This is a genomic window from Paenibacillus sp. FSL P4-0176, from assembly GCF_037975265.1.
In the GTDB taxonomy this organism is placed as follows: Bacteria; Bacillota; Bacilli; order Paenibacillales; family Paenibacillaceae; genus Paenibacillus; species Paenibacillus amylolyticus.
In genome coordinates, this window is record NZ_CP150242.1 from 1,865,626 (window position 1) to 1,888,861 (window position 23,236).

General features: G+C 42.4%; 31 protein-coding genes and 3 pseudogenes. All 34 read left to right on the top strand.

The window, feature by feature from the left end; all coding sequences use genetic code 11:
• The first annotated feature begins 35 nt into the window (after positions 1 to 35).
• The 34 genes and pseudogenes from MKY95_RS08625 (at position 36) to MKY95_RS08790 (ending at position 23,180) form a co-directional block, all read left to right on the top strand.
• Positions 36 to 2,750 (top strand): YDG domain-containing protein, encoded by a 2,715-nt coding sequence (locus MKY95_RS08625; RefSeq protein ID WP_339198204.1) that lies wholly within the window; start codon positions 36 to 38, stop codon positions 2,748 to 2,750.
• Between the two features lie 199 nt (positions 2,751 to 2,949).
• Positions 2,950 to 3,432 (top strand): hypothetical protein, encoded by a 483-nt coding sequence (locus MKY95_RS08630; protein WP_076318226.1) that lies wholly within the window; start codon positions 2,950 to 2,952, stop codon positions 3,430 to 3,432.
• A 47-nt stretch (positions 3,433 to 3,479) separates the two neighbouring features.
• Positions 3,480 to 4,136, top strand: coding sequence for a hypothetical protein (locus tag MKY95_RS08635; RefSeq protein ID WP_076318227.1), 657 nt, complete (start codon positions 3,480 to 3,482; stop codon positions 4,134 to 4,136).
• Between the two features lie 126 nt (positions 4,137 to 4,262).
• The gene (locus MKY95_RS08640; protein WP_076327141.1) at positions 4,263 to 4,715 is read left to right on the top strand and encodes a hypothetical protein; all 453 of its coding nucleotides are present in this window, start codon (positions 4,263 to 4,265) and stop codon (positions 4,713 to 4,715) included.
• 31 nt (positions 4,716 to 4,746) lie between these two features.
• Positions 4,747 to 5,250: a DUF4188 domain-containing protein gene (locus MKY95_RS08645; RefSeq protein ID WP_076327140.1), complete on the top strand. Its 504-nt coding sequence runs from the start codon at positions 4,747 to 4,749 to the stop codon at positions 5,248 to 5,250.
• Between the two features lie 25 nt (positions 5,251 to 5,275).
• Complete coding sequence (locus tag MKY95_RS08650; RefSeq protein WP_076318230.1) at positions 5,276 to 5,776, top strand: hypothetical protein; 501 nt, start codon at positions 5,276 to 5,278, stop codon at positions 5,774 to 5,776.
• Positions 5,777 to 5,945: 169 nt separating this feature from the next.
• Positions 5,946 to 6,392: a LytTR family DNA-binding domain-containing protein gene (locus MKY95_RS08655; protein ID WP_047842163.1), complete on the top strand. Its 447-nt coding sequence runs from the start codon at positions 5,946 to 5,948 to the stop codon at positions 6,390 to 6,392.
• Complete coding sequence (locus MKY95_RS08660) at positions 6,389 to 6,799, top strand: hypothetical protein (protein WP_076318231.1); 411 nt, start codon at positions 6,389 to 6,391, stop codon at positions 6,797 to 6,799. The genes MKY95_RS08655 and MKY95_RS08660 overlap by 4 nt, the downstream gene beginning before the upstream one ends.
• A gap of 15 nt (positions 6,800 to 6,814) precedes the next feature.
• Positions 6,815 to 7,213, top strand: a complete 399-nt coding sequence (locus tag MKY95_RS08665) for a hypothetical protein (protein ID WP_076318232.1) — start codon at positions 6,815 to 6,817, stop codon at positions 7,211 to 7,213.
• 33 nt (positions 7,214 to 7,246) lie between these two features.
• Positions 7,247 to 7,639, top strand: coding sequence for a hypothetical protein (locus tag MKY95_RS08670; protein ID WP_036610400.1), 393 nt, complete (start codon positions 7,247 to 7,249; stop codon positions 7,637 to 7,639).
• Positions 7,640 to 7,644: 5 nt separating this feature from the next.
• Positions 7,645 to 7,992: a hypothetical protein gene (locus MKY95_RS08675; RefSeq protein WP_339198216.1), complete on the top strand. Its 348-nt coding sequence runs from the start codon at positions 7,645 to 7,647 to the stop codon at positions 7,990 to 7,992.
• Positions 7,993 to 8,268: 276 nt separating this feature from the next.
• Complete coding sequence (locus MKY95_RS08680) at positions 8,269 to 8,778, top strand: hypothetical protein (RefSeq protein WP_036610394.1); 510 nt, start codon at positions 8,269 to 8,271, stop codon at positions 8,776 to 8,778.
• Between the two features lie 171 nt (positions 8,779 to 8,949).
• Positions 8,950 to 9,684, top strand: a pseudogene (locus tag MKY95_RS08685) (hypothetical protein); the annotation flags it as partial.
• A gap of 220 nt (positions 9,685 to 9,904) precedes the next feature.
• Complete coding sequence (locus MKY95_RS08690; protein ID WP_076318233.1) at positions 9,905 to 10,396, top strand: NUDIX hydrolase; 492 nt, start codon at positions 9,905 to 9,907, stop codon at positions 10,394 to 10,396.
• Between the two features lie 14 nt (positions 10,397 to 10,410).
• A complete protein-coding gene (locus tag MKY95_RS08695; RefSeq protein ID WP_076318234.1) occupies positions 10,411 to 10,980 on the top strand; it encodes a phosphoglycerate mutase family protein in 570 nt (189 codons plus the stop codon).
• A gap of 95 nt (positions 10,981 to 11,075) precedes the next feature.
• Positions 11,076 to 11,591 (top strand): nucleoside deaminase, encoded by a 516-nt coding sequence (locus MKY95_RS08700; RefSeq protein ID WP_339198218.1) that lies wholly within the window; start codon positions 11,076 to 11,078, stop codon positions 11,589 to 11,591.
• Between the two features lie 27 nt (positions 11,592 to 11,618).
• A complete protein-coding gene (locus MKY95_RS08705; RefSeq protein WP_339198221.1) occupies positions 11,619 to 12,161 on the top strand; it encodes a GNAT family N-acetyltransferase in 543 nt (180 codons plus the stop codon).
• Positions 12,162 to 12,181: 20 nt separating this feature from the next.
• Positions 12,182 to 12,847, top strand: a complete 666-nt coding sequence (locus MKY95_RS08710; protein WP_076318237.1) for a Type 1 glutamine amidotransferase-like domain-containing protein — start codon at positions 12,182 to 12,184, stop codon at positions 12,845 to 12,847.
• Positions 12,840 to 13,733: a PhzF family phenazine biosynthesis protein gene (locus MKY95_RS08715; protein WP_076318238.1), complete on the top strand. Its 894-nt coding sequence runs from the start codon at positions 12,840 to 12,842 to the stop codon at positions 13,731 to 13,733. The genes MKY95_RS08710 and MKY95_RS08715 overlap by 8 nt, the downstream gene beginning before the upstream one ends.
• Before the next feature lie 40 nt (positions 13,734 to 13,773).
• A complete protein-coding gene (locus MKY95_RS08720; protein WP_339198225.1) occupies positions 13,774 to 14,226 on the top strand; it encodes a GNAT family N-acetyltransferase in 453 nt (150 codons plus the stop codon).
• Between the two features lie 54 nt (positions 14,227 to 14,280).
• Positions 14,281 to 15,120 (top strand): annotated as a pseudogene (locus MKY95_RS08725) (GNAT family N-acetyltransferase).
• 30 nt (positions 15,121 to 15,150) lie between these two features.
• Positions 15,151 to 15,741 carry an HD domain-containing protein gene (locus MKY95_RS08730; RefSeq protein ID WP_076318240.1) on the top strand — a complete coding sequence of 197 codons (591 nt, stop codon included), beginning with the start codon at positions 15,151 to 15,153 and terminating at the stop codon, positions 15,739 to 15,741.
• Between the two features lie 45 nt (positions 15,742 to 15,786).
• Positions 15,787 to 16,242 (top strand): NUDIX hydrolase, encoded by a 456-nt coding sequence (locus MKY95_RS08735; protein ID WP_076318241.1) that lies wholly within the window; start codon positions 15,787 to 15,789, stop codon positions 16,240 to 16,242.
• 17 nt (positions 16,243 to 16,259) lie between these two features.
• Positions 16,260 to 16,589, top strand: a complete 330-nt coding sequence (locus tag MKY95_RS08740; RefSeq protein ID WP_076318242.1) for an HIT domain-containing protein — start codon at positions 16,260 to 16,262, stop codon at positions 16,587 to 16,589.
• Positions 16,590 to 16,764: 175 nt separating this feature from the next.
• Positions 16,765 to 16,923, top strand: a complete 159-nt coding sequence (locus MKY95_RS08745; RefSeq protein ID WP_162158967.1) for a hypothetical protein — start codon at positions 16,765 to 16,767, stop codon at positions 16,921 to 16,923.
• A 107-nt stretch (positions 16,924 to 17,030) separates the two neighbouring features.
• Entirely contained in the window at positions 17,031 to 17,810 is a 780-nt protein-coding gene (locus MKY95_RS08750; protein ID WP_076318243.1) for a hypothetical protein, read from the top strand.
• Between the two features lie 137 nt (positions 17,811 to 17,947).
• Positions 17,948 to 18,622, top strand: a complete 675-nt coding sequence (locus MKY95_RS08755; protein ID WP_036669509.1) for a zinc dependent phospholipase C family protein — start codon at positions 17,948 to 17,950, stop codon at positions 18,620 to 18,622.
• A gap of 104 nt (positions 18,623 to 18,726) precedes the next feature.
• Positions 18,727 to 19,149, top strand: a complete 423-nt coding sequence (locus MKY95_RS08760) for a hypothetical protein (RefSeq protein ID WP_036669510.1) — start codon at positions 18,727 to 18,729, stop codon at positions 19,147 to 19,149.
• Positions 19,150 to 19,176: 27 nt separating this feature from the next.
• On the top strand, positions 19,177 to 19,755 hold the full coding sequence (locus tag MKY95_RS08765; RefSeq protein WP_076318244.1) for a GNAT family N-acetyltransferase: 579 nt from the start codon (positions 19,177 to 19,179) through the stop codon (positions 19,753 to 19,755).
• A 336-nt stretch (positions 19,756 to 20,091) separates the two neighbouring features.
• The gene (locus MKY95_RS08770) at positions 20,092 to 20,589 is read left to right on the top strand and encodes a PH domain-containing protein (RefSeq protein ID WP_076318245.1); all 498 of its coding nucleotides are present in this window, start codon (positions 20,092 to 20,094) and stop codon (positions 20,587 to 20,589) included.
• Positions 20,586 to 22,148, top strand: coding sequence for a PH domain-containing protein (locus MKY95_RS08775; protein ID WP_076318246.1), 1,563 nt, complete (start codon positions 20,586 to 20,588; stop codon positions 22,146 to 22,148). The genes MKY95_RS08770 and MKY95_RS08775 overlap by 4 nt, the downstream gene beginning before the upstream one ends.
• Before the next feature lie 115 nt (positions 22,149 to 22,263).
• A complete protein-coding gene (locus MKY95_RS08780; protein ID WP_339199933.1) occupies positions 22,264 to 22,596 on the top strand; it encodes a DUF3139 domain-containing protein in 333 nt (110 codons plus the stop codon).
• Positions 22,597 to 22,611: 15 nt separating this feature from the next.
• Positions 22,612 to 22,857: pseudogene (locus MKY95_RS08785) on the top strand (HAD-IIB family hydrolase); the annotation flags it as partial.
• A 152-nt stretch (positions 22,858 to 23,009) separates the two neighbouring features.
• Positions 23,010 to 23,180, top strand: a complete 171-nt coding sequence (locus tag MKY95_RS08790) for a YHYH domain-containing protein (protein ID WP_094030640.1) — start codon at positions 23,010 to 23,012, stop codon at positions 23,178 to 23,180.
• Positions 23,181 to 23,236: the final 56 nt, after the last annotated feature.

The window sequence follows — 23,236 nt, forward strand, 5'->3', positions numbered from 1 at the left end:
CCAGTAATCATACTATGAGTGAGAGGACTAATATCATGAATTGTGCTAAAAAGCTTGTGACCACTCTATTGATTACAGTTATGTTGTTTTCATCGTTTAATGTAGTATTGGGTGCCGCCGAATCTTCGGCATCAGACATCGAGGGAAACTGGGCAGAAAGCCAAATTACGAAATGGATCGACAAAGGTTTTATTCATGGTTATGAAGATGGCAGCTTTAAACCGAACAATACCATAACAAGAGCAGAGTTTTTCTCATTGGTTAATCGTTCATATGGATTTACTGAAACAGCATCTGTATCCTTCAAGGATGTTACTTCATCTAACTGGGCATATGCTGAGGTTTCCAAAGCTGTAAAAGCTGGATACATAAAGGGTTATAGGGACGGTACAATCGGTGCCAATAAACCCATTACTAGACAAGAAGTTGCAGTTATTATCAATGATCTTCTGGATCTATCGAATGAAGCTAGTACTGGAAATCACTTTACGGATTCCAATATGATAGCCTTATGGGCTAAAAATTCGGTAGATGCTATAGTGGCTAAAGGGATTTTACAGGGCTACGATAATAACTTCAATCCGAATAAACCGATCACTCGTGCTGAAGCAGTCGTTGCGCTGGATCGTTCAGTGAATGCAAGAGCAACGGATTACAGCTTAGCTGGAACATATGGCCCTGAGGCGGGGACGCAGACCATTGATGGGGATGTGCTCATTAGCACGGCTGGGGTTACATTGAAGAATATGATCATCAAAGGAAACCTATTATTTAGTGAAGGTATCCAAGAAGGAGATGTACACCTTACGAATGTTACGATTAAAGGTGTGACACGGGTAGAGGGTGGGGGCGTTAGTACCATCTATTTAAAAAATACCGTAACATCTACCCTTATTGTTGATAAGAAAAAAGGACCCGTTCTCATTATTGTAGAAGGTTCAACGACAGTTGGAGAAGTAACCATTCACTCCCCTGCTACGCTACAAGAAACGGATATTACGGGGAATGGCTTCGGCAAGATTACATTATCCGAGCGGTTACCTGCGGGTTCAAAAGTAGGTTTGAAAGGAACATTTGATTCCTTAATCATTAAAGGCAGTGGGGTTCAGGTGGATATTCCTGAAGGCCGTATTAAGGACGTTATCGTAGCAGTTACAGCAACGGGGACGACTCTTAACTTAGGCACGGATGCAACGATTGTAAACCTTTTCTTAGATGCAGTCGCTAAAATTCTAGGCACGGGTACTATTGAAAAGGTGACGCTGAGTTCCGTTGCTAAAGGTGGTACGACTTTTGAAACTACAATTCGACTGTTGGATAAAGTCATAAATACAGTGACTCCAGCTACTCCAACTGCTCCTGTGACTTCACCTTCCACTGGAGGAACGGATACAATCGCTCCTACTCTGTCCAATGTAACGAGTGGTCATATTGCAGGTGGAGATCCTGTGGTGGGTAGAAGCAATGAAAATGGGTATCTGTATTTGGTTCCTTCCGCAACACCAAAAACAATCACGAGTCTAAACCAATCTGTTGCAGGGTTGTTTGGCAAGAAGCAGTCGGTGACAGCAAACGTAGATACGACAATGAGTACAGCGGGTTTAGTGTCAGGCACGTATGTCTTATATGCCGTTGATCTCGCGAACAATATATCGATGGCTTCGGCAGAGATCGTTATTGGTACAAATCAGTTAACCGTTTCGGCTCCAGTACTCTCAACCGAGAAAATGTACGATGGAACGTCTTCGGCTACAGTAATAGCAGATTCACTAACCGGGGTTGCTGCTGGAGACCATGTAACCGTAAGTGCAGCAGCCACCTACAATGATGCAATAATAGGCACAGGTAAAACAATCACTGTAGTTTATACGTTGAGCGGACCAGAGGCGTCCAAGTATATTACGCCTGCAAACTATACAATCCAGACAGGAGTTATTACAGCCGCACAGTTGACGATCGGGGAGCCATTGTTGACTGTTATTGAGAATACAGATGGAGATTCATCGGTAGTCGTATCTGCAGGTTCCTTAGTTGGGGTTGTTCCAGGTGAGGATGTGACGGTGAGTGCTGAGGCGGTATATGATACAACTTCCCCGCCTAAAGCGGCGCTTGTATCTGTGGTTTACAGATTAGCTGGTATGGATAGTGGCAAATATATTGCTCCGGTTAATAATACGAACTACACTGCTTATGTACAATCTAGTGCAGATACGGGGACGATCATAGACCTAATCACCACTTTCAAAGTGTATGATGGAACCTTTGCAACAACTGCAATAGCAGGTTCTAGAGTAGGATCTTGTGGAGAAAATAAACAAGGTATTTGTCCTGGGGATGACGTAACGGTAAGTGCTTCAGGAGTCTATGATAATGAAAATGTAGGAACAAATAAAAAGATAACCGTATCGTATATTTTATCTGGTAATGATGGAACAAACTATACTGCACCAGATGAAATTGCAGTGAATGGTGTAATAACTAGAAAGCAATTGATGATCTCGTCTCCGACATTAATACTCTCCAAAGTGTATGACGGAACTCTTATTGCAAATGTAACACCAGGTGCATTATCTAACATTATCCCTGGGGATGACGTACAGGTAATCGCCGTAGCCACTTACAACAATGCAGCTGTAGGAACCAATAAAGTAATAACGATTAATTACACTCTTACAGGAAATGATGCAGGAAATTATGTTGCCCCAGCAATGCAGATAGTTGGTACAGGGGAGATTACTGCTACACCGTGATGTTTATGTTTGAAGACCATTTTCATTAGTGACTTTTCTGATGAAAGTGTAGAAGCAAATAGAGTCTCCACTGTCGAATAAGACTGTGGAGGCTTTTTGATTTTTAGATTCAAAACAACTTCGCATTTACCAATACATGGGTTATGATGAATTAAGAGGATTGAATGAAAGTGAGCGTGTAAAGGGGACAAATGTAGGCATGCCAAAGCATCATTTTGTTATTGAAAACAAATCGCAAGTAGACGGGAATATTCATACCTCCTACTCATGGGATTCACAAGGGAGAATACATGGAAGTGGATTAACCACAAAGAATCATGCGACCTTGGAAGACGAATTCATTGCGTACATCTATGATTCCCTTTGCTGGTTGGATACATGGAATCCATCTACGTGTATGAGATGTAGTGGACTGAACAACTATGGAATAACCGTGATTAAAGAGCAGGATGTTTTGTTGAAGTTTCATCAACTGCTTCAGGCCTGGATTGATCTATTCAGCCATGCGGCGGATCCGATTGTTCTGACAGGGAGTTACTGTTTTGATGGAGAAGAACGGAAGGGCTACTACGAGAAACTCGTGTACAACAAAGTTGAATTAATCAACGAATTACATAAGCTTGCGAACATGGCAAAGTATGCTGAGATAAATGGGAAAAGCATTGTGCATTTTGGGATATGAAATTTAACTCTTTTAAGACCAATTGACTAAAGAAAGGAGTTTTTACATTGCCTTGGCCGATGGTACATTTTGCAATTGCATCCGAATTGATATCCGAGCCATCCCCTGAATTGTTATTGGGAAGCCTTGCTCCTGATTCGATCCATGTAAGAACTAATCTTCGTACAGAAAAGGCAAGAACCCACCTCATGCCAGAGGCAGGAAGATTCGCAACAGACGAAGAACTTAAAGGATTTTTTGAATCCAACAAGAAGTTAGCTTATAGTGATCCCAAATTCCTGCAATATCTGTGCGGTTACATCGCCCATATCTATACGGATCGCGCGTGGACATTCGATATCTATCCTGCATATGAAGTCCATCCCAACGGAAGAAGTGTGTATACACAGGATGTCACAAAGCTGGAGTTTATGATTTTACGGAATTGGAATAGGGCCAACGATTGGTTAAATGAGCTGAATGTGGGAAGAGCATTTGATTTAGGCGGATTGCTGGAATCTGAGGTGTACCAGTATAGAGAAGAGAAACTTGAGTTTTTAGTTAACCCTGACAACGAACCTTTGGGTGATTTAAATATGTTATCCATGGAAGCTATGGAAGAGTTCATACATAAAACGGCGTTAGCGCTAAAAGAATTGTATACAAGTTGGAATGTGTATGAAGATTTACGCAGCAATGAAGGCACTGCACAAATGCGTTTGTGAGTTGCATCCCAAGATTAATGAGATTATTTTAGCTGTAAATGAAGGGAATATTGCGGCACAGCGGTTATATCTGAAAATGGGTTTCCAATTATTCTGCTTCACAGAATTGCATAAAGGAGGATGACTATGGACATCGTTATGACGCTTGAACCGCACGGATGGCTGGATATCCTGGTTCAACCTGATCAGGGAGAACAGATTGAGATTCCGGTTTCTTTTTTGTCGGATGCGGTGGATGAGATAACACGTCAATTCGTTGCATTGCACAAAGGAGCCACGGAGGTAACCATGACCATGCAGACCGAACCTGGAGAATATCGCTTCTGGATCAAGAAACGTTCGCAGGTAATCGTTCAATTCATGATGTATGAGATGAGTGATAACTTTAGCACGGAAGCCGTTACAGAGGGGCGATTGCTTATGTCTGAGGAGTTATCCTTGGTCAAGTTGACTAAGCTATTTTACAGAGAATTAAGCAAATTGAAGGAAATGGGACTGGAGGAATATCACAAACGGTGGAGTTTTGAGTTTCCCTTGAATGCCTATGAGCGGATAGGCAGGGTCGTCCAGATCCGATGAAATCGAATGTTTTGAGAGAAGGAGAGATTACGTGGCGAACATACATAAGGGAAGATACTCCGCTGAGATTGAGGGAGAATTTGTTGTTTTTATCATCGGAATGAGGATTAATCGTCTGTGGGCTATACACAAATGGTTGCCTGTCTTTAAGTCCATGGGCCCGATGATTAAAGAGCTGTATATGAATCCGGAGACCGGATTTCTGAGTACAGAGTATTTTATAAGCAGGCGTGGGGTGACGCTACTACAATACTGGCGCTCTTACGATGAATTGGAGAAATACGCACGAGGTGGACTACACTTGGAAGCTTGGAAAAAATTCAACCGATCCATTGGTACTGACGGAACAGTAGGGATATATCATGAAACATACAAGGCTCAGTCGGGTTCCTTCGAGACCATATACGCCAACATGCCCAAATTCGGATTAGCTAAAGCTTCTGACCATGTGCCTTCGACAGGGAAAATGGAGACATCCAGACGCAGAATGGGCGGAGAGAATGACCCGGCCGTGGAAGTACCAGAGAATCCTTAAATAGGTAAAAAGAAAGGAGCATGTTATGAAGGCTAAACTTCGACCAGAAGATATATATTCAAAGCAACTGAGCTGGCTGTGTATTGAACCAATGCTTGTATCAGTACGGGGCAGAGATATGGCAGCCAAATCAGAGATATACCGAATGTTACACGAAGGGCAACAAGCTTTATTTCTGTTCTATTCCTATCATAATCACACGAAAAGTCTGGCAGAATTTTATTGGTTTTCGGCATATAACATCATTGAGATCAAAAGCTGGAATGGAATAAAAAATGGGATGCACTTTTTTCATTTAGATGAGATGGTTAATGTACTTGAACAGATTGAAAGTCTCATTACGGACAAAAATAAAGTGGGTGAAGAGTGGCTTGAGGTGCTGGCAACAGATCTGGATAAGGACCCAATCTTGCTTCAGAGAACAGAGGTGTTATATGACACCTATCAGACCGTGGCGCAAGCAGCTATTAAACATATGAATGAGATGATCCTGCAAAATCGGGATATGTATCTGGAGATTGAGTAAGGTTAACGTAGCACCTCCTTATAAAAAGAACTGCTCCCATGGAGTGGTTCTTTTTAGTATCTATGCAGTACCGATGCAACAAACTTGCAAAATCATGCAACAAAACGCAATACAGTGGGATTGCCGTAACTATGCTTGTAATATGAGTTGTGAGAGGAGGGGCAAACACATGAAAGTCATTTTTGAAGAGGACACGACAGTTGAAAAAAGGTTAGCCAAGGTCATAACCCATCCTGCGGAGAAGTCGAAGTGGGACCGTATTCAGAAGGCAATCTGTGAATCGGAAACTCAATTAACGGTCATCCATGCCAAGAATAATCGCAATATACAGATCCAGTTGAGCTCAGTGGTTGCCTTTGAATCAGAGGATCGGATGTGCTGTGTCCGGGTGATCTCAGGTGAGAGGTACTTGCTTCATAAACGTCTGAAATTTGTAGAAGAGGATCTGGATGACCTTCATTTTGTAAAAATAAATAATCAAACGATCATCAATACGCGGTACATCACCGCATTCTCTGCAACAGACCAAGCTCGAATTAAGGTAGACCTGAGCGATAGCTCCAGTTACTTCGTCAGCCGATTTTATATTAAAAACTTTAGGGGGAAATTATCATGATTACTCAACTTAGAAATTCTTTTTTTCAAGTATTCACTATAATGACGCTATGGATCACGTTCTTGGCTACAATATTCTTTGGTGATCTGCCCATTCAGATGTCCTATTTATGGAACATAGCGGGTATTGCTTTTATTGCAGCTTTGTTGTTTGGAATGATGTATAACATACTGTGGAACTATTTTACGTTAAAACCGGTATGGAATATCGTCATTTCTTCCACATTCAATATTGCAGGAGGCATGGCGATGGTATGGTTATTCTCGGTAGACATGTTCCAATTCATCGCTCCCTGGTTCCCCGGCATGTGGTTATTATCTATCGTGCTACACGTCATCGCTTTTTATTTTTATGCTAGAATAGATAGCAGGAAAAAAGCGGAAGAGTTAAATAACATTCTCAAGTAGGTAGGGAGTACACGTATGAACGAGGAAGAACTGTTGCAGTTGTACGGATTGGAACCTGATGAGGTACACCGGGAGGCCATCCGACAGCTGCTTCAGCAAGAGATTGAGAACCGGAAGTCAGAGGATAACGAGGTTCTGAGACTATTGTGCATCATGTTATTCTGTATTGGAAATGTGGAGGACACCACGCTGATCTGGAAAGCCAAACGAAAGAATCAGGATACGGGCAGTTATATTGATGTGCAGTTATTATGTGGTGCGGGACATGAGCAGACTTTATTTTATCTGGAAAATATGGATGGGGAACAGGCGCACAAGGAGTTGCTTTACCTTAAACAGTGCGAGCCGTATGACTTTGTTGATTTCTCCAACGCGGAATGGGTCTCACACTATAAACAATATTATGGTGTTTGATTCGGATTTATAAGGTATGGAAGGAGGGGGACTATGCCAAGTTTGCATGACAACATCATATTAAGTTACGAAGTTGATTTAGAGAACAAAAGAATTAGGATGCGTACTCGTTCAAGTCATGATGTGCCGAAAAATATGGATGTTTTATTCTCTGGTGTAATGGCCCATGCGTTTGATACACCGCTGCATGGCAGCATTATTTTGGATCTGGATGAGTGGGAAATAGAGCATTTTATCCCTTATAATCGAGAGTTGTTAGAGTCAGGGAAGGGTCAAGCTTGGCCTGTCAGTTATGATTCCTATGACGAATTGCAAATCCGGCTGATCGAGGAGAAATACAAGTATATGGTGATCTCATCCTCGTATGGATTGAGTGGTTGGGTTTTGGCAAAGAACGTAGAGATTTCTGTTCAAGAAACGGGGTGAACGGGATGGAGCGTGAATACACACAGCATGGTGGCAAGAAGGGCGCAGGACTAAGAAAGGGCATTGTTGTTCTTGTTGTTCTGCTCGTTATTCTAGTAATGACCAATCCAAACGAAGAAGATTTTGTTGCGTGGCTCGCAAGTGAACATGACATCCATTCTTCGTATGATGTGAATGAAGGCAGGACGTTTACGCAGACGATCGACGGTGAGGAAAAGACGCTTCATTATAAAGGTGGACATATACTGCATATGGGAATCTTTTTAACATATAGTTACCTTTTCTTGGATAATGAAGAAAAAGAGATCCAGATTGAAGCGGTCGGCATAATGAATATGCTATTTAGTAGGTAGCTAGATTGATTGTGGACAGTTACAAAAGTTGAATGAAAGTTCTGCTGATAACCACGCGCTTTGCATGATATAACTCGTGCAGAGAAGCGTGGTTTTTTGCGCGAAATGCTATAGAAACAGAGATGGTTAACTTCGTTTATTCGCAAATTCCACATTATGGGTTATGATGTACCTTGAGAGAGAATTTTACATACATAGGAAGTCTCTATTTTAAATTAAAGGCATTTAAGGTCTTTACGAGGGGAGTATTATCCATGATTGAATGGAGGGCTGACTATGAAAAAGTTAAACGTAGTTTCATTATTATTACTACTTCTGGTGGCCTGTCAGAACCAGGAAAACACTGAAGATGCACAACAATCAATAGATTCCTTGGCTCAAAGTGTCACAGCAAAAGAGACACAACAGGATGAAGAAATATCGACATCCCATGAGAAGGAAGACATCCCACCAGAGTATCTCGATGAAACAAACTATACCGGTGACAAATTGGAAATCGTCAAACTTATGAATGCCCGTATACGTTATTTATACGAAAAGGATGAAATAGCATATATGAGTTTGATTGATCCTGAATCTCCTATATCAGGTATGGGAAGATACAAAGTTCTCAAGGTTACTTCCATGAGCGATATCACTATACAGGAGCAAAGGAAACTCTATCAGGCAGTGGTGATAGTTAATGAGTTAAATGAGAACGACGAAGAGTATAGCAATACGATGGTGTTTTGGAAAAAGAAAGAAGATGGCGATAACGCGCAATGGATTTTTGCAGACATTGATTAAGCACAGTAGAACACTGTCTTGATCATGGAGCTGAAAATTTTATACAACCTAAAGGATGATGTAATGATGGATAGGCGATTAATACTCATTGAAGGATTACCGGGTTCAGGCAAGTCAACGGTTGCCAAAATGGTATCCGAAATTTTGATAGGATAAGGCAAGGAGGTACAACTATTTCAAGAAGGGAACCTGGATCACCCGGCTGATTACGAGGGCGTATCTTTTTATTATGCTGGAGACTTCGAGGCTTTATTGAAAACACATGAAGAATACAGAGAGATTCTGGAAAGCAATGCGACTGCTCATGATCAAGGTTTCCTGATTCCATACCGTAAGATGAAAGAGCAATGGGGAATAGAGATTCCCGATCACATTGTACAGGATATTTTCAGCCGCGATATTTACGAAATTCCTTTTGAGCAAAATGTTAAGCTGATCACCGGGAAGTGGCAAGATTTCACCCAAAACGTGTTAAGCACGAATGATGACTGCATCACGATATTTGAATGTTGTTTTATCCAGAATCCACTAACCATGGGTCTCGTAAAATGCAATCAATCCAAAGAGCAGAATGTGCAGTATGTATTGGAACTGGGGCGTATCATTCATGCTCTGAATCCGCTTCTCATCTATATCGACCAGAAAGATATATCCTATACCTTTGATAAGGCAGTCAGTGAAAGACCAAAAGAATGGTCAGAGGGATTCATTAATTATTATACGAACCAGGGTTTGGGGCAGGCACAGGGTTATCAGGGTGTTGAGGGTACGGTACAGGTTTTGCAGGAAAGAAAGAAGCTGGAGTCCAAAATCTATGGGTTACTTCAAATGGATAAGGTATGGCTGGATAATTCGGATTATGACCGCGAGGCTTGTAGGCACAAGTTAGAAAAGATTCTGCAGTAACCTTAATGAAATACGAATACATACCGGAGGTCAGTTTTATGACATTTTATGGAGTAGCCTTAATTGCAATAACCGCAATCTTAATTATTATAGGTGTTCGAAGCAAACGGAAAGTAATTCTTAGATGGGGCATAGCCAGTTTAATTTTATTGCTCGTACTCATCATTCCCTCATTCATCATGGGATTCATGGACGGATTTGCTGATGGATGGTCAGCGAGATGACCACTGCAGATAACAATAATGTATCGTATGAACAAAATAACAACAAATTCAACTTCCGTGTGGCAGGTATTGTGATGGATGCGGGAAGAGTTCTTTTGCATACGACTGAACAGGATGATTTCTGGAATCTGCCCGGAGGTCGGGTGAAATTAAACGAGACAACAGAAGCGGCTATTATACGAGAAATGATGGAGGAACTGTGTGTTCATGTAGAAGCGCAAAGGCTCGCATATGTTAGTGAAGATTTCTTTGAATATGATGGTCTGAAGTATCATGAAGTTGGCTTTTATTATCTCATCACATTGCCGGAAGCCCATAAGCTATATAGTGAAACTGAATTCAAAGGTTTAGAAGATAACGGTAAGTTAACTTTCCAATGGTTTTCCTTGGACGAACTAGAGCAGATGGAAGTATATCCTGTGTTTTTGAAAAAGGAACTGAGTAACCTTCTTGATGCAAAAGGCATCAAACACTTCATTCAGAAATAGAGGAATAGGTGCCTATGGACATTACATTTATTCGTCATGGTCATGGCGAACACTTGGTAGATTACCCAAATCAATTAAATTGCCTGCACCCTGGCCTCACTGAATTGGGAAAAAGTCAGGTTATAGCGTTGCGTAAACAAGTGGTTTTTGCTCCTGAAGACGTCATTTTGGTTAGTCCAACGAAACGTACTATTGAAACAGCGCAACTCATAATCCCTATCAAAAATCTTGCGTTCTTCAGCCCACTGGTTGGCCCAAGAATGTTTCCTCAGAATCCAGAGTTTGTTCCTTTCGTCTGTGATCAGATCTATTCCAAGGAAGAGCTCAGCCATCAGTATAGTGACATAAGAATGCTTAATTTGGGGTTGGATTGTTGGGAAGAAAGTATTAATCAGATGGATGCAGATCGGTTCCAGATATTAGCTGAAAAGCTTCTTGAATGGTGCAGGCAACAGAGCGGCAATACGTTTATCATTTCACATGACGGTACGATATCGAACTACAGGATATTACTCGGAGAAAAAGAGTTAACCAAAAGTGATTTTCTGGGTGAAGCCGGGCAGTACACAATCCGAAACGTTTAACGATTAAAGGTGATTCCGTCAATCTCTTCTATTACACATTGCACAAGGAGTCTGTTTTGTAGGTGGTCTATAACTGTACTTAGGGGGACTTTCAAATGAAGTTATCGGATTATGAATATTTAACTTTGGCTCTGGAAGAAGCAGAACAATCACTTATTGAAGGAACGTATCCGATTGGTACGATAATCGTGGATGTGGATGGGATTGTCGTGAGTAAAGGCAGGAACCGAGTTTTCTCGGATTGCGACCCCACCGCACATGCTGAGGTGGATGCCATTCGTCGGGCAGGAAAACATTTGCTGGATGTAGAGAAGAAGAAATTCTCGAAGAAGAAAGACTTGACGCTTTATACTACCTGTGAACCTTGTCCTATGTGCTCTTGTACCATATTAATGTCGGGTATTAAAAAGATTGTATGGGCAGCGGATGATGAAGAATATGGCGGACTTCGACGTTTCAAGGAAGGGCCTCATTTTATCCATATGTTTGACACGTTATCCTGTGTGGCAGCACCCTATCTTAATCTGGAAAACAGACAGAGAGCTTTGCTCGCCAAATGGAATATTGGTAGAGGTGTGCTTAATACAGAGTGGGAGATTCCGAAGCAATGATCTTTTTTATAAAGGGGATGAATACACATGGAATTCGTGGGAGAGAAGGTAAGAATAACAACAGTCACAGAGCAGGACCTCGACTTCATATGTCAACTTGAATGTGACACAAATATATGGAGCTTTGAGGAAACTGTTGAAACGAATGAGGAAAAGGTCCGTGAGAAATATCGCAGTCATTTTGTTGTCGCAGATGCTAAACCATATGCCTATGATTTCGTTATACGCCGCATAAATGATCCGGCTGATACCCCCATTGGTATCGTTCAGATGTGGAGTTATGTGGATTACCGAAAAAGCTGGGAACTTGGATTCGCTGTACTTTCAGAATACGCAGGCAACGGATATGGGAGCGAGGCTACCCGTCTTTTGTTACGATTTGCGTTTCAAGAGTTACAAGCTCATAAGGTTGTCGGCATGTGTAATTCACAAAACGTTCGCTCAGCCGCACTGATGCAGCATGTGGGAATGACACGGGAGGCCGTCTTCCAAGAAGAACTATGGTGGAACAATCAGTGGACAGACCAGTATTTTTTCTCCATTTTGGATAGAGAGTTTAAGCAAGTCTAATAGGTACGGGAGGAAATAAGATGACTACGTTGGTTCTGTTAAGTGATTTGCTCTTCGAGTCTAATGATAAATTGGATCAGAGAATACGAAGCTTATTCGAAAGTGCACAGCCTTCCATCGGATATATCCCTTCGTGCTCCGACCCGGAGCGGAAGTATTTTGAACACACTAGACGTTACTATAATCAAATAGGAATAGATAACATTCAATATTATGATCTTGATCTGGAGTATGAGGAGAGCACATTTGGCGCTATTTTCGAATGTGATGCGATTCATCTATCCGGCGGAAATACGTTTTATTTTCTAAGTTTATTACAGAAGAGAAATGTGCTTGGTTTGCTGCGTTCCTATGTGAAGAGTGGTGGCATTCTGATTGGGGTCAGCGCAGGCAGTATTCTGACTACACCTACGATAAAGATAGCTGGGTATGGGGAAGATGCAGATGAGAACGAAGTGGGTTTGAATGATATGAAAGCACTGGAGCTTGTTGATTTTGAATTTGCACCGCACTGGGATGGTTCGGAAGAGACTCTGGATTCATTAAGAGAGTATAGCCGTGTTAATCGTACGGCGGTTTATGCGTGCCAAGATGGTGGCGGGCTTGTAATGGATGGTGCAAGCGTAGAGTTATATGGAAATGTGCGCCTCATAGATTACAGAGAGAGTGGGTCTGTTGATGAGTAATATTACGGTCTATCATTATGATGCTTTCTCTACCGTTCCCGGTCAAGGTAACCCGGCAGGAGTGGTTTTTGATGCTGATCATTTCAGTGAGACGGAGATGCAGCAGATCGCTTATAAGGTTGGTTTTAATGAGACGGTATTTGTGTTGAACTCTGAAGTAGCTGACGTCAGACTACGTTATTTTACACCGGGGCATGAGATTAATCTGTGTGGTCATGCCACAATGGCATCACTGTATGGTTTGAAGACGCGTGGGATGTTAAGTGACAAAGAGTTGATCACAATTGAAACCAATGTAGGTACATTACCCATACGATTTGAGCGCAATGCCGACACCATTTACATGGAAATGAAACAGGATCAGCCGCAGTTTATACCATTCCAGGGGGATATCGAGAAGCTGGTAAGCGCCATCAATCTCACTCTGGATGATGTTGACCTTTCTGCGCCAATCGTTTATGGAAGTACAGGAGCCTGGACGTTATTAATCCCGATTCGTGAACTGAACTCCTTTATGAAAATGAGACCGGATTCTTCCCTGTTCCCAGGAATTTTAATTGAGAATCCCAAAGCTTCCCTGCATCCCTTTTGTTTCGAAACCCGTGATTTCGATGCGATGATGCATGCCAGACATTTTTCATCACCATACTCTGGTACGACGGAAGATCCAGTGACTGGAACAGCCTCCGGGGTGATGGGTGCTTATTATTTAACCTATGTGAAACCGGAGATTGATGAGGTACAGTTTGTGGTAGAGCAAGGGCATGAGATTGGTAGAGAAGGAAAGGTTCAAGTGAGTGTGATTCGGGATGGTGAGGATATGGATGTCAGAATGAAGGGGACAGCTGCTTTTGTGCGTGAACTGAATGTTGAATTGGACATTTGATCATATACGAAAGCAAAAAGCGCGAAGGGAGATTAACATTTTGCAAATTATTGATATTCGGCAGAAGCCGGACGTGATGCAAGAAGCAGTACAGTATTTCTGGAAACAATGGGGCTCGGAATCAAGCTTCCATTTCTATCGGGATTGTATAGAGCGTTCTGTGGATACAGAGAGTGATGTGCCAAGATTTTATGTGATGTTGGACGGAGACCGAATTATCGGTGGGTGCGCTTTGTTGCGAAGTGATCTGAATAGCAGGCAGGATCTCTTTCCCTGGTTTGCATGTCTTCATGTTGATCCAGAATATCGGGGCCGAAATCTGGGTGGACAACTTCAGACCCATGCATTAAATGAGGTGAAAGCAAAAGGGTATGACAAGCTGTATTTATGTACTGATCTGACTGATTATTATGAAAAAAATAACTGGGCCTATATCGGCAAAGGATATCTGCTCGATGATGAAGAGACGAGAATCTATGAATATACGATTTGATAGAGGTTACACACGCTTTATGGCTTTCGTCTTGAATTCGGGAGGAATGAACCTATGATTACCGAGATTAATAAACATGATTTCCACAAAGTAAAACATCTCACGGACTCGTGTCAGAATATTGAAGTCAAGGCGGTGGCGTCTGGCTTGAACCCGGGACGGATCTATGTAGATGATGCAGAGAATATCACAGCAGCTCTAATTTGGGTACATGGACAATCTGGTTTTCAGTTGATCGGCGACTCTCGAAGTGAGCCCTTTCTGAATGAATTGAAAGAGTACATGCGGGAACGTATTGAACCTGAGTTATTGGACTTACATATGCATGCTGTTGAAATTGGTGTGGTGGACGAAGCCTGGGAAGATTTTCTTCGGCACATCTCCGGGAAAAGAGATATCTCCAGTGATATTCAGCATGTATTCAAGTTGAATCCAAATTCGATAAGTCAGCAAGCACCTCTCGACATATGTGCTTCACAGGACGAGAAAGTCAGAATTCTCAGGATAGATGAAGTACTATTAGGAGAGAAAAGATATAACAATTCTCCATTCCTGAAAGATAAAATATCTCACTTTTGAAAGAAAATAGATTATTTTTTACAACATGGCTTTGGCTATATTGCAGTGCATAACGATGATATCGCGAGTGTTTGCTTTTCGGCATTTATCGCAGATCAGACACATGCGGTTGATATTGAAACGGTTGGAGTCTACAGAAGAAGAAATTATGGTGCGATGGTGGCAAAAGCTTTTGTAGATGAATGCAGTCGTGCAGGCATACATCCGTATTGGGATTGTTCACCGGACAATGCGGGCTCAATTCGTCTGGCACAGGGTGTGGGAATGTCACTGGATTTTAACTATAGAGTTTACTGGTACGATCTATCCACGTAGATGGGTATCTGATATGAAGGAGGATGTGCTGTGAGCGAATCATTACAGGATCAGATTCACTTTCTCATTGAGATTGATAAACTCAAAACGATTGAACGAAAGACGAGAATTATGCACGGTGAGAGACTTGAAAATGATGCGGAGCATTCCTGGCATCTGGCGATGATGGCCTTGGTTTTGCAGAGTCATGCCAACAAGGATGTGGATATCCTCAAAGTCATTAAGATGCTTCTCGTTCATGATCTGGTCGAGATTGATGCCGGAGATACGTTCGCTTATAATACGGTGGGACACACGGATAAATATGATCGTGAACTCAAAGCAGCTCATCGGCTGTTTGGTATATTGCCTAAGGAACAGGCGGAAGAACTATTCCAATTATGGTTAGAGTTTGAAGCAAAGCAGACGCCTGAAGCACAATTTGCCTCATCTCTTGATCGGTTGCAGCCTCTGATCCACAATCATCAGAATGAGGGAGATACGTGGCAGAAATATAACATTACAAGTGATCAGGTATTAAACAGAAACCGTGAGATTGCGAACGGTTCCGAAACATTGTGGGAGTATGCGCAGCAGCTTATTCAGAAATCCGTAGATCAGGGAATCTTGACCAAATCATAAGGGTAGGTTTCACGTATGCACTTTGAAGATGGGGGAGAAGCATGGATGGGATATATCATGGAGCTAAGAAAACTGGTAGGCCCGCGTCCTCTAATTATGGCGGGCTCATGTGTACTCGTGTTCAACGAGGAAGGTCACCTGTTGCTACAAAAACGTACAGATAGCTTGGATTGGGGGACACTTGGGGGATCCATGGAACCCGGGGAGTCTTTGGAGGAAACAGCTGCGCGGGAATTGTATGAAGAGGCCGGACTGAGAGCGGAATCGTTCAAACTCATTAGCATTTTTTCAGGTGAGGACATGTACTATCAGTACCCACATGGTGATGAAGTTTACAACGTCATGGCTGTTTATGAAGCTTCAGGTATCAAGGGCAGCCCAACCATTATGGATGATGAAGGGCTGGAACTCCGATATTTTGATCTGAATCAGCCGATCCCTGAGATCAATCCGTTTACGGAATATGTGTTGAAGAAGGCAGGATATATTAGAACTAACTAGTAAGAGGAGGGTATGTTATGACGCAGGACTTCTATTGTGATGAGATGCTGAGTGGTAAAACGCAAGTCAAAGTTGTCATGGAAACAAATAACGTTATAGCTTATCACCATACCCGACCATACTACGAACACCATATCGTGGTGATTCCCAAGATTCATATTCAGTCCTTCATTTCAGAAGAGGAAGAGAATAATGATGAACTACTCTTAGAAATGATGCGTGTCATTAAAAAGATTGCTGCTGACTTGTTAGCTCAGACAGGCTCGTCGAAGATTATAACTAACTTGGGCAGTTATCAAGACTCGAAGCATCAGCATTGGCATATAGTCAGTGGTGAGCGAACTTAGGAAACTGTATACCGGATTACAAAACTTCCACCTTTCACATACGGATGTGGAAGTTTTTTCGTTTTGAACCACTAAACATACCAAACAACTCTTACATCTACCCAAAAATGAACTAAGGAAAAATATGCTAGAATAGGGAGTGAACATTTAAAAGGGTCAATTAGGAGGAATAATAATGATGGTTGGTTCTATAGTTACGATATTTGCAATGTTGATTAATGTGTTGTTATATGGATTGGGCGTGTATGCGCTGATCTTGTTTATTAAGCTGGCCCGGCGTGGGATTCAGGCACTGGATATCTACTTGTATGAGAAACGCGGAGAGCGGTTCTAACGTTCACCATCTCACACTCGAACAGAATTATCATTTTTCTCTCAGTGTTTTATCTTTCCTATTCTAGTATGATTAACGCATCATTCCAGTAAAGAGAGGTTCATGACATGGATGCTTTTCTAGAACAAATTAACAAGTTAAACGAGCTTCAGAAAGACTTGGTTAGTCTACATCCTTTGTTTGCAGAACATTATCCAGTGGTTGTAGCCTATGAAGCTTTATTATATATCTATGATTATTCGTCCAAAACGCAGCAATATGAGTGGGTGAAGACGGTACCGGACGATTTATATATTCCAGATGAATGCCTTGCTGCGATGCCGGTGCATCATATGAACGGACGAATGTGTGCGATTGTAACGGATACAGCGTTCAAAGATCTGGAGCAGAAAGTTTATCTGTTCCACGAATATGTTCATTGTTATGTATATGAGAAATATGATGAGCGGATCGTCAACCGTCTTCAAATTAAACATAAAATGGACCAGCTGAAGCGCGTAACATGGGAACTGGATTATGAATTTCCGTATGAAGATGAAATCGTTGTGGAGCGGATTAACTCATTGTTGTCTGCTTTGAAGAGTAAAGACCTGACACAAGTACAGACAGCTAGAAAGGCACTGTTCCGTTCATTAAATGAAGAACAAGCCGAGTACTGGAGCTGGTTGGAGTGGAACGAGGGTTACGCGCGTTATATTGAGAATCTGATTCGGGTAAAATTTGGGCAGGAAAGCAACCATTTTGGAGATACTGCTCCGTATAATCGTCTAGTATTCTATGAATGTGGATCTGAATACATTAGTCTACTTGTGAAGGAGCACCCGGAGTACCATACGGATCTGGAGCAGCTGTTTGACCGCATGCAAGTGGAGAGAATTCAGGGATAATCACGCATCTACGGTGAAAAAAAGGTGGAACCTAGCGAAGTCTCACTATTCTAGTGATCTGCGTTGCACCAGTAGGTTATATCGTTTCTTTTTACTAAGTATAGTAGAATACTTCCCGATAAAAGGAGATTAACTCTATGCCGTTACCTATGGTTCATCTCAATATTGCTAATCTGATTGCAGACTCGCTGCAAATTCAGGCTGATCGAGGTTCATTCTATCTGGGGAATATCGCCCCAGATTCCATACATATGCGCGAAGGTACAACTAGAGATGATAAGGAATACACCCATTTCAACCCAAAAGATGATGGAGATTACGTTGGTGAATTGAAGGATCTTTACTCATTCTATATGCAACAACTTACCGATGAAGGATGGAAGTGGTTTGTGCGAGGATACTTTATGCATGTGCTAACAGATTATTACTGGTTCCGTAGTGTGCATCCCGAATTCGTCGAACGGGTCAACAAGGTAGATCAACATACAGACAGTAGCAGATCGAAGGATGAACTGGCGCGTTTATATTACCAGGAGACGGACCAGATCGATTTTAATCTCTATCAAGGTTCAAGTTGGAGCGAAGAGGTATGGCAGGTGCTCAACAGTTCACCGGGTTATGACATGACGGATCGGTTAACTGCCGATGAGATTGTACGCTGGCGGGACCACACGTTTTCTTTTCTTAATGGGGAAGAACCAGGAATTACTCCTGAGTTCATCACGGGTGAGAGAGTTCAGGTATTTGTGGAAGAGACCGTAGAGCGACTGATCGCTTTGTTGTTTTCATGGGACCCGGAGTTACGTAACTGAATATGACTACAGAAAGTTTAGTGCAATTGAGTTATTAGATACTGTATCTATTACTTCTCTGTTCATTACTTGTCTAATTAACACGAAGTCGGGAGGAACACAGTATGGTGAGATATGTAGGCGTGTTGCTCATAGTCGTCATTGCCACGTTCATTGCAGGGTGTAGCAAACCGAATGAATCGAACGCGGAAGAAGGGCTTCCTGTACTGATCACTTTAACGTGTAATCCCAACCTTGCCTTGGAACCATGCCAAGATGTTGTGTTTGATCGATCTGACGAGATTCGAATCATGATGGAGGCCATACATAAGGCAGAGCGTATGCCAGGTATTATTGATTATGGTACGCAGTACAAGATGAGCATAACAAATGCGGACAGCTCCATAACAAGGTATGATTTTTCACTAGGAATGGATCCCAAGATGCAAGGCTTGTTAGTAAACGAGGAAGACACGCATACTGGATATAGCATTCCTCTTGAGGATGCGAATCAACTAAGAAGACTGATTCAGCGACGTATAGATTAAGAAGGTATATGGAACGGAGAAGAACCTGTGGATGACAAAATCACCATTGAACCTTTGAAACAATCGGATGCAGATGGAGTGTATCAGGTGTTCGAGACAACCATTCCCGCAGCATTTGATCAGGAGGGAATAGGCTCGCTTCTGGATGATATTCAGGATGAAATAACACAGAAAAAAGCGATGATTCACAAGGCATTGCAAGCAAAGGACAACATCAAAGCAAGTGTGTTTTTCCTCGTCGCCAAAATGGGAGATGTTATTGTAGGCACAATCTCGTATGGACCGTGTGGTAAGGAGATTCGAGAATGTACAGAGGGCCGGCTGAACGGTATCGGAGAACTGGGTAGCCTGTATGTGGTGCCCGAGGTTCAAGGACAGGGGGTTGGTTCGGCGCTCATTTTTGCACTGGTTACTGAACTGCAACGGCTGGGAATTCAGCAATTTTGTCTGGATAGCGGTTACCAGATCGCACAGAAGAAGTGGCAACGCAAATTCGGTGAACCCTATGTGGTGGCGAACAACTATTGGGGCGAAGGAACAGATCATATGGTTTGGCTGTGTGAAGTACAGGATTTTATAGAGGTTGTTCAAAAAGCCCGCTTTTGATTACGAAGGATGCCTAGTGGCATCATCAGCATCGAATATGGAATTCAGCCGAAATAAGCGGGAGGCTTACGAAGTATGTTTCCTGAGGAAACATTGTAGTTGCTCACGTAGTTTTCCCTACGCTCCGCTACTCCATTTCTAGCTTCATCCCATCTTCTCGGTACTGAAAACCAGTCTTTTTGAACATGCACTAAAGTAAAATGAAATGAACAAAAGAGATGACGACCTGTATTGTATAGGGGTCATCTCTTTATCTTTTTGCATCGATCGTGGACGATTGTTCGTACATTGTATCATGTGTGTTTTTATGTACCCGAGGAAAAAAGGAGTGAACATATGTCAATACAGTGGAATACACCCAAGCAACGGCTGTCCCCTCATGCGGTAAACTTGTGGAGAATTAGCGCCATCATATGGAATGTAATAGGTTTCCTGATCCTTGCCGTACTGTTAATACTGGACTCCATCTATGGATGGAAGACGTGGATTGGTTGGATTTTCTGGGGCGTTACGGCCATATCGGTGCTCTATGCGGTGTGGGATATTTTCATCCAGCCGTCATGGTTATACAAGCATTGGTACTATGATGTGAATGAGGAGTTCTTGCAACTGAAGCGTGGGGCGCTAACCAAGGTACATCAGATCATCCCCATGGCGAAAGTGCAATCGGTTACAACAAATCAGGGACCTTTAATGCGAAAATATGGACTCTATTCCGTATCGGTTGGCACGATGGGTTCATCGCATGAAATCCCCGCATTGCCAGAGGAAGTCGCGCTTGCACTCCGTCATCAGATTGCGTCCTATGCGCGGATTAATGAGGTGGATGAATGATCGATATGAAGCGACATCATCCATTAACCATGCTGTGGAGCTTGTGGAAACAGGTAAATAATTGGTTCGCCATCGTCCTTTTTTTGTTTGTTTTCCGTCAGGGCTCGGAGTCCCAATGGATATTCTATGGAAGAATCGCTTTTTATGTAGGTGTCTCCATTAGTATCCTGTCCATTATCCTGAAGTGGTTCACCTCGCGTTATGCAGCAGACGATACAGCCTTTCATATCTATAGTGGTGTGTTTAACCGTACTCGAAGAACGATACCTTATACGAAGGTCCAGAATGTGAATCGTCATACAACGTTGTTTCATCGGTTATTCAGGGTGACGTCGATTCGATTCGAGACCGGAATTAAGGGAGAAGATGCTACCTTTCAGTTACACGTTGTTTCACTTTCCGAAGCGGAACAGCTGGAGAAGATTGTAGCAGGTCATATGGCTGAAGAAGCAGAAACAGCAGGAGCAACAGAGGAACATGATACGTTGGATGCAGTTCAGGTTATGGAAGAGGGAGAGGCGCAATCTGAACCTTTTATAACTGATGAAGTAATGTCTCTGCCTGCAAAAGAAAAACAGGAACGGGTTGTTCATTATCATTCCACCCGCAAGGACATATTCAAAGCATCCTTTACCTCGCTTAGTTTTCTTGTACTGATTCCGGTCTTGGCTACGCTCTATTCCTGGGTGAAGGACTTCTTCCCTGATGAAGAAGTAACGGAAAGTTTGTTATTAACCTGGCTTGATTCCTGGTGGATTGCCGGTTTGATGATTTTAGTTTTATTGATCATATCTATTGCTCTGGGCATAGTCAGAACCTTCGTAAAGTATGGCAATTTCCAGATCACCTCGGATGCCAAGCGGATCTATATCTCGAAGGGCATGATGGAGCAAACGTCATTTTCAATCCTGAAAGAACGAGTCCAGGCTGTGAAAATTACACAGTCGCCAATGAAAAGGCTGCTTGGACTGGCGGAAGTAGAACTGACCACTGCAGGTAGTCTGGGAGAATCCGAGCAGGAAGTGAACTCGCTCTATCCCTTCTTGCCTGTGAAGCAAGCCTATACCCTGATTGAGGAGATCCTGCCATCCTATCGGGTTACGCAAGAGATGGAAAAACTTCCACGAATATCACTATGGCTGCGCCTGCTCAAACCAAGTTGGGGATGGATCATGATCACGGGTTTATTGTGGTATTTCAAACCATTGGTGTTTGGGCAGAAACATGCTTGGTGGATGATTTCCGCGATTCTGCTTGTGTGGATTGCAACATGCAGAGTGATGGACTTTTTCCATACCCGATACATTCTGCATCAGAATTTCATTCAACTTCGAACCGGTGCGCTCACGTCAACACTCTTTATCTCCAAACGTGAGAAAGTCATCGAAGTGCAGATCACCCGTAATGTGTTACAGCGTTGGTTCGGTGTGGCATCCATTCATACCGTAAACCGCGCCAAACCAGTACTGTATCATCGGGCACATGACATTTCCCTGGATACGGCCAAATCATTTCAATCATGGTATATGGGACGTACCCAAGATGTTCAGACCCGTTAATTGTAGAGCAAGTGCAGGAAGACCAAACAAGGTTATTCTGTACTTGCTCTTTTTACTTGAAGACTTTTTATTACTAAGGAAGGGGCAACGTGAGTAAAAGGAAAAAAACATATCTCTGACGATCTTGATCACTCTAGCGATCTTAGTTGTTACGCCCTTTGTATATGTAAAAGTGAATAAGATGATCTACGCTCATCAAGTGACCGAATATTTAATTGAGAAGAAGTATTCTCCCGAGGAAATTGAATCTGTAGAAGGCGTATGGTCAATCAAGCTGCCGCAATTCCTTGCCATAGTCAAATTCAAAGATGAGCCTGATGTAGAATACATCTATTTTGCTCATAATGATGTCATCCAATTTAGTCACCGCATTTCGGAAGAAGCTCAGAAGAAAGGCAAGACGAAGTCAGATCTGAAGCATTTTGTACCCATGAGTGACCAAGATTAGAGGAGGAAGAACTATTTGATGAAAGCTGTGTTTTTTGATGTGGACGGTACGTTGCTGAGCGAAATAGATCGGAGTTTATCACCGCGTACTGCTGAGTCGATCCGGGAATTGATTCGTAAAGGCGTTCAAGTCGTACTCGTCACAGGCAGGCCTTATAATTTATGCGAAGAATTCAGAAATCTCGGAATCGATACAATCATTTCGGCTAATGGGGCATTGATCAAAGCAGGTGATGAAGTGATACATAAGTCTGTACTTTCAGCACAGGGGTCTTCCATGCATTGAAGCAATTTAAGATTTATGAGAATGGATCGGCTAAAAAGATGAAGGATATCCAAATTGTGGATTTTCATGTAGAATGATATAGCACGTATTAAGCCCTAAAGCATAGGGTGTTGATCGAAGGGTGACTTATGAAAAAGGTTGTTATCGTAATCCTGTCTCTTGTCGTACTTGTTGGTGTATCCTCTTCCGCTTATGCTCATCCAGGCAGACTGGATAAGAACGGTGGACATAACTGTTCAGCCAAATCCAAACAAAAGGGTCTGTGCACAGGTTATCACTATCACAAAAAGAAAAAATGAGAATGAGCTGTACAAGATAAACCCGGCCATCGTTCAATGTATGGTTGGGTTTGCAT

Coding starts and splice junctions, on each gene's coding strand:
- MKY95_RS08625 (WP_339198204.1), top strand. CDS start 36: ATGAATTGTGCTAAAAAGCTTGTGACCACTCTATTGATTACAGTTATG.
- MKY95_RS08630 (WP_076318226.1), top strand. CDS start 2,950: ATGCCAAAGCATCATTTTGTTATTGAAAACAAATCGCAAGTAGACGGG.
- MKY95_RS08640 (WP_076327141.1), top strand. CDS start 4,263: ATGGACATCGTTATGACGCTTGAACCGCACGGATGGCTGGATATCCTG.
- MKY95_RS08650 (WP_076318230.1), top strand. CDS start 5,276: ATGAAGGCTAAACTTCGACCAGAAGATATATATTCAAAGCAACTGAGC.
- MKY95_RS08655 (WP_047842163.1), top strand. CDS start 5,946: ATGAAAGTCATTTTTGAAGAGGACACGACAGTTGAAAAAAGGTTAGCC.
- MKY95_RS08660 (WP_076318231.1), top strand. CDS start 6,389: ATGATTACTCAACTTAGAAATTCTTTTTTTCAAGTATTCACTATAATG.
- MKY95_RS08665 (WP_076318232.1), top strand. CDS start 6,815: ATGAACGAGGAAGAACTGTTGCAGTTGTACGGATTGGAACCTGATGAG.
- MKY95_RS08670 (WP_036610400.1), top strand. CDS start 7,247: ATGCCAAGTTTGCATGACAACATCATATTAAGTTACGAAGTTGATTTA.
- MKY95_RS08675 (WP_339198216.1), top strand. CDS start 7,645: ATGGAGCGTGAATACACACAGCATGGTGGCAAGAAGGGCGCAGGACTA.
- MKY95_RS08680 (WP_036610394.1), top strand. CDS start 8,269: ATGAAAAAGTTAAACGTAGTTTCATTATTATTACTACTTCTGGTGGCC.
- MKY95_RS08690 (WP_076318233.1), top strand. CDS start 9,905: ATGACCACTGCAGATAACAATAATGTATCGTATGAACAAAATAACAAC.
- MKY95_RS08695 (WP_076318234.1), top strand. CDS start 10,411: ATGGACATTACATTTATTCGTCATGGTCATGGCGAACACTTGGTAGAT.
- MKY95_RS08700 (WP_339198218.1), top strand. CDS start 11,076: ATGAAGTTATCGGATTATGAATATTTAACTTTGGCTCTGGAAGAAGCA.
- MKY95_RS08705 (WP_339198221.1), top strand. CDS start 11,619: ATGGAATTCGTGGGAGAGAAGGTAAGAATAACAACAGTCACAGAGCAG.
- MKY95_RS08710 (WP_076318237.1), top strand. CDS start 12,182: ATGACTACGTTGGTTCTGTTAAGTGATTTGCTCTTCGAGTCTAATGAT.
- MKY95_RS08715 (WP_076318238.1), top strand. CDS start 12,840: ATGAGTAATATTACGGTCTATCATTATGATGCTTTCTCTACCGTTCCC.
- MKY95_RS08735 (WP_076318241.1), top strand. CDS start 15,787: ATGGGATATATCATGGAGCTAAGAAAACTGGTAGGCCCGCGTCCTCTA.
- MKY95_RS08740 (WP_076318242.1), top strand. CDS start 16,260: ATGACGCAGGACTTCTATTGTGATGAGATGCTGAGTGGTAAAACGCAA.
- MKY95_RS08745 (WP_162158967.1), top strand. CDS start 16,765: ATGATGGTTGGTTCTATAGTTACGATATTTGCAATGTTGATTAATGTG.
- MKY95_RS08750 (WP_076318243.1), top strand. CDS start 17,031: ATGGATGCTTTTCTAGAACAAATTAACAAGTTAAACGAGCTTCAGAAA.
- MKY95_RS08755 (WP_036669509.1), top strand. CDS start 17,948: ATGCCGTTACCTATGGTTCATCTCAATATTGCTAATCTGATTGCAGAC.
- MKY95_RS08760 (WP_036669510.1), top strand. CDS start 18,727: ATGGTGAGATATGTAGGCGTGTTGCTCATAGTCGTCATTGCCACGTTC.
- MKY95_RS08770 (WP_076318245.1), top strand. CDS start 20,092: ATGTCAATACAGTGGAATACACCCAAGCAACGGCTGTCCCCTCATGCG.
- MKY95_RS08775 (WP_076318246.1), top strand. CDS start 20,586: ATGATCGATATGAAGCGACATCATCCATTAACCATGCTGTGGAGCTTG.
- MKY95_RS08790 (WP_094030640.1), top strand. CDS start 23,010: ATGAAAAAGGTTGTTATCGTAATCCTGTCTCTTGTCGTACTTGTTGGT.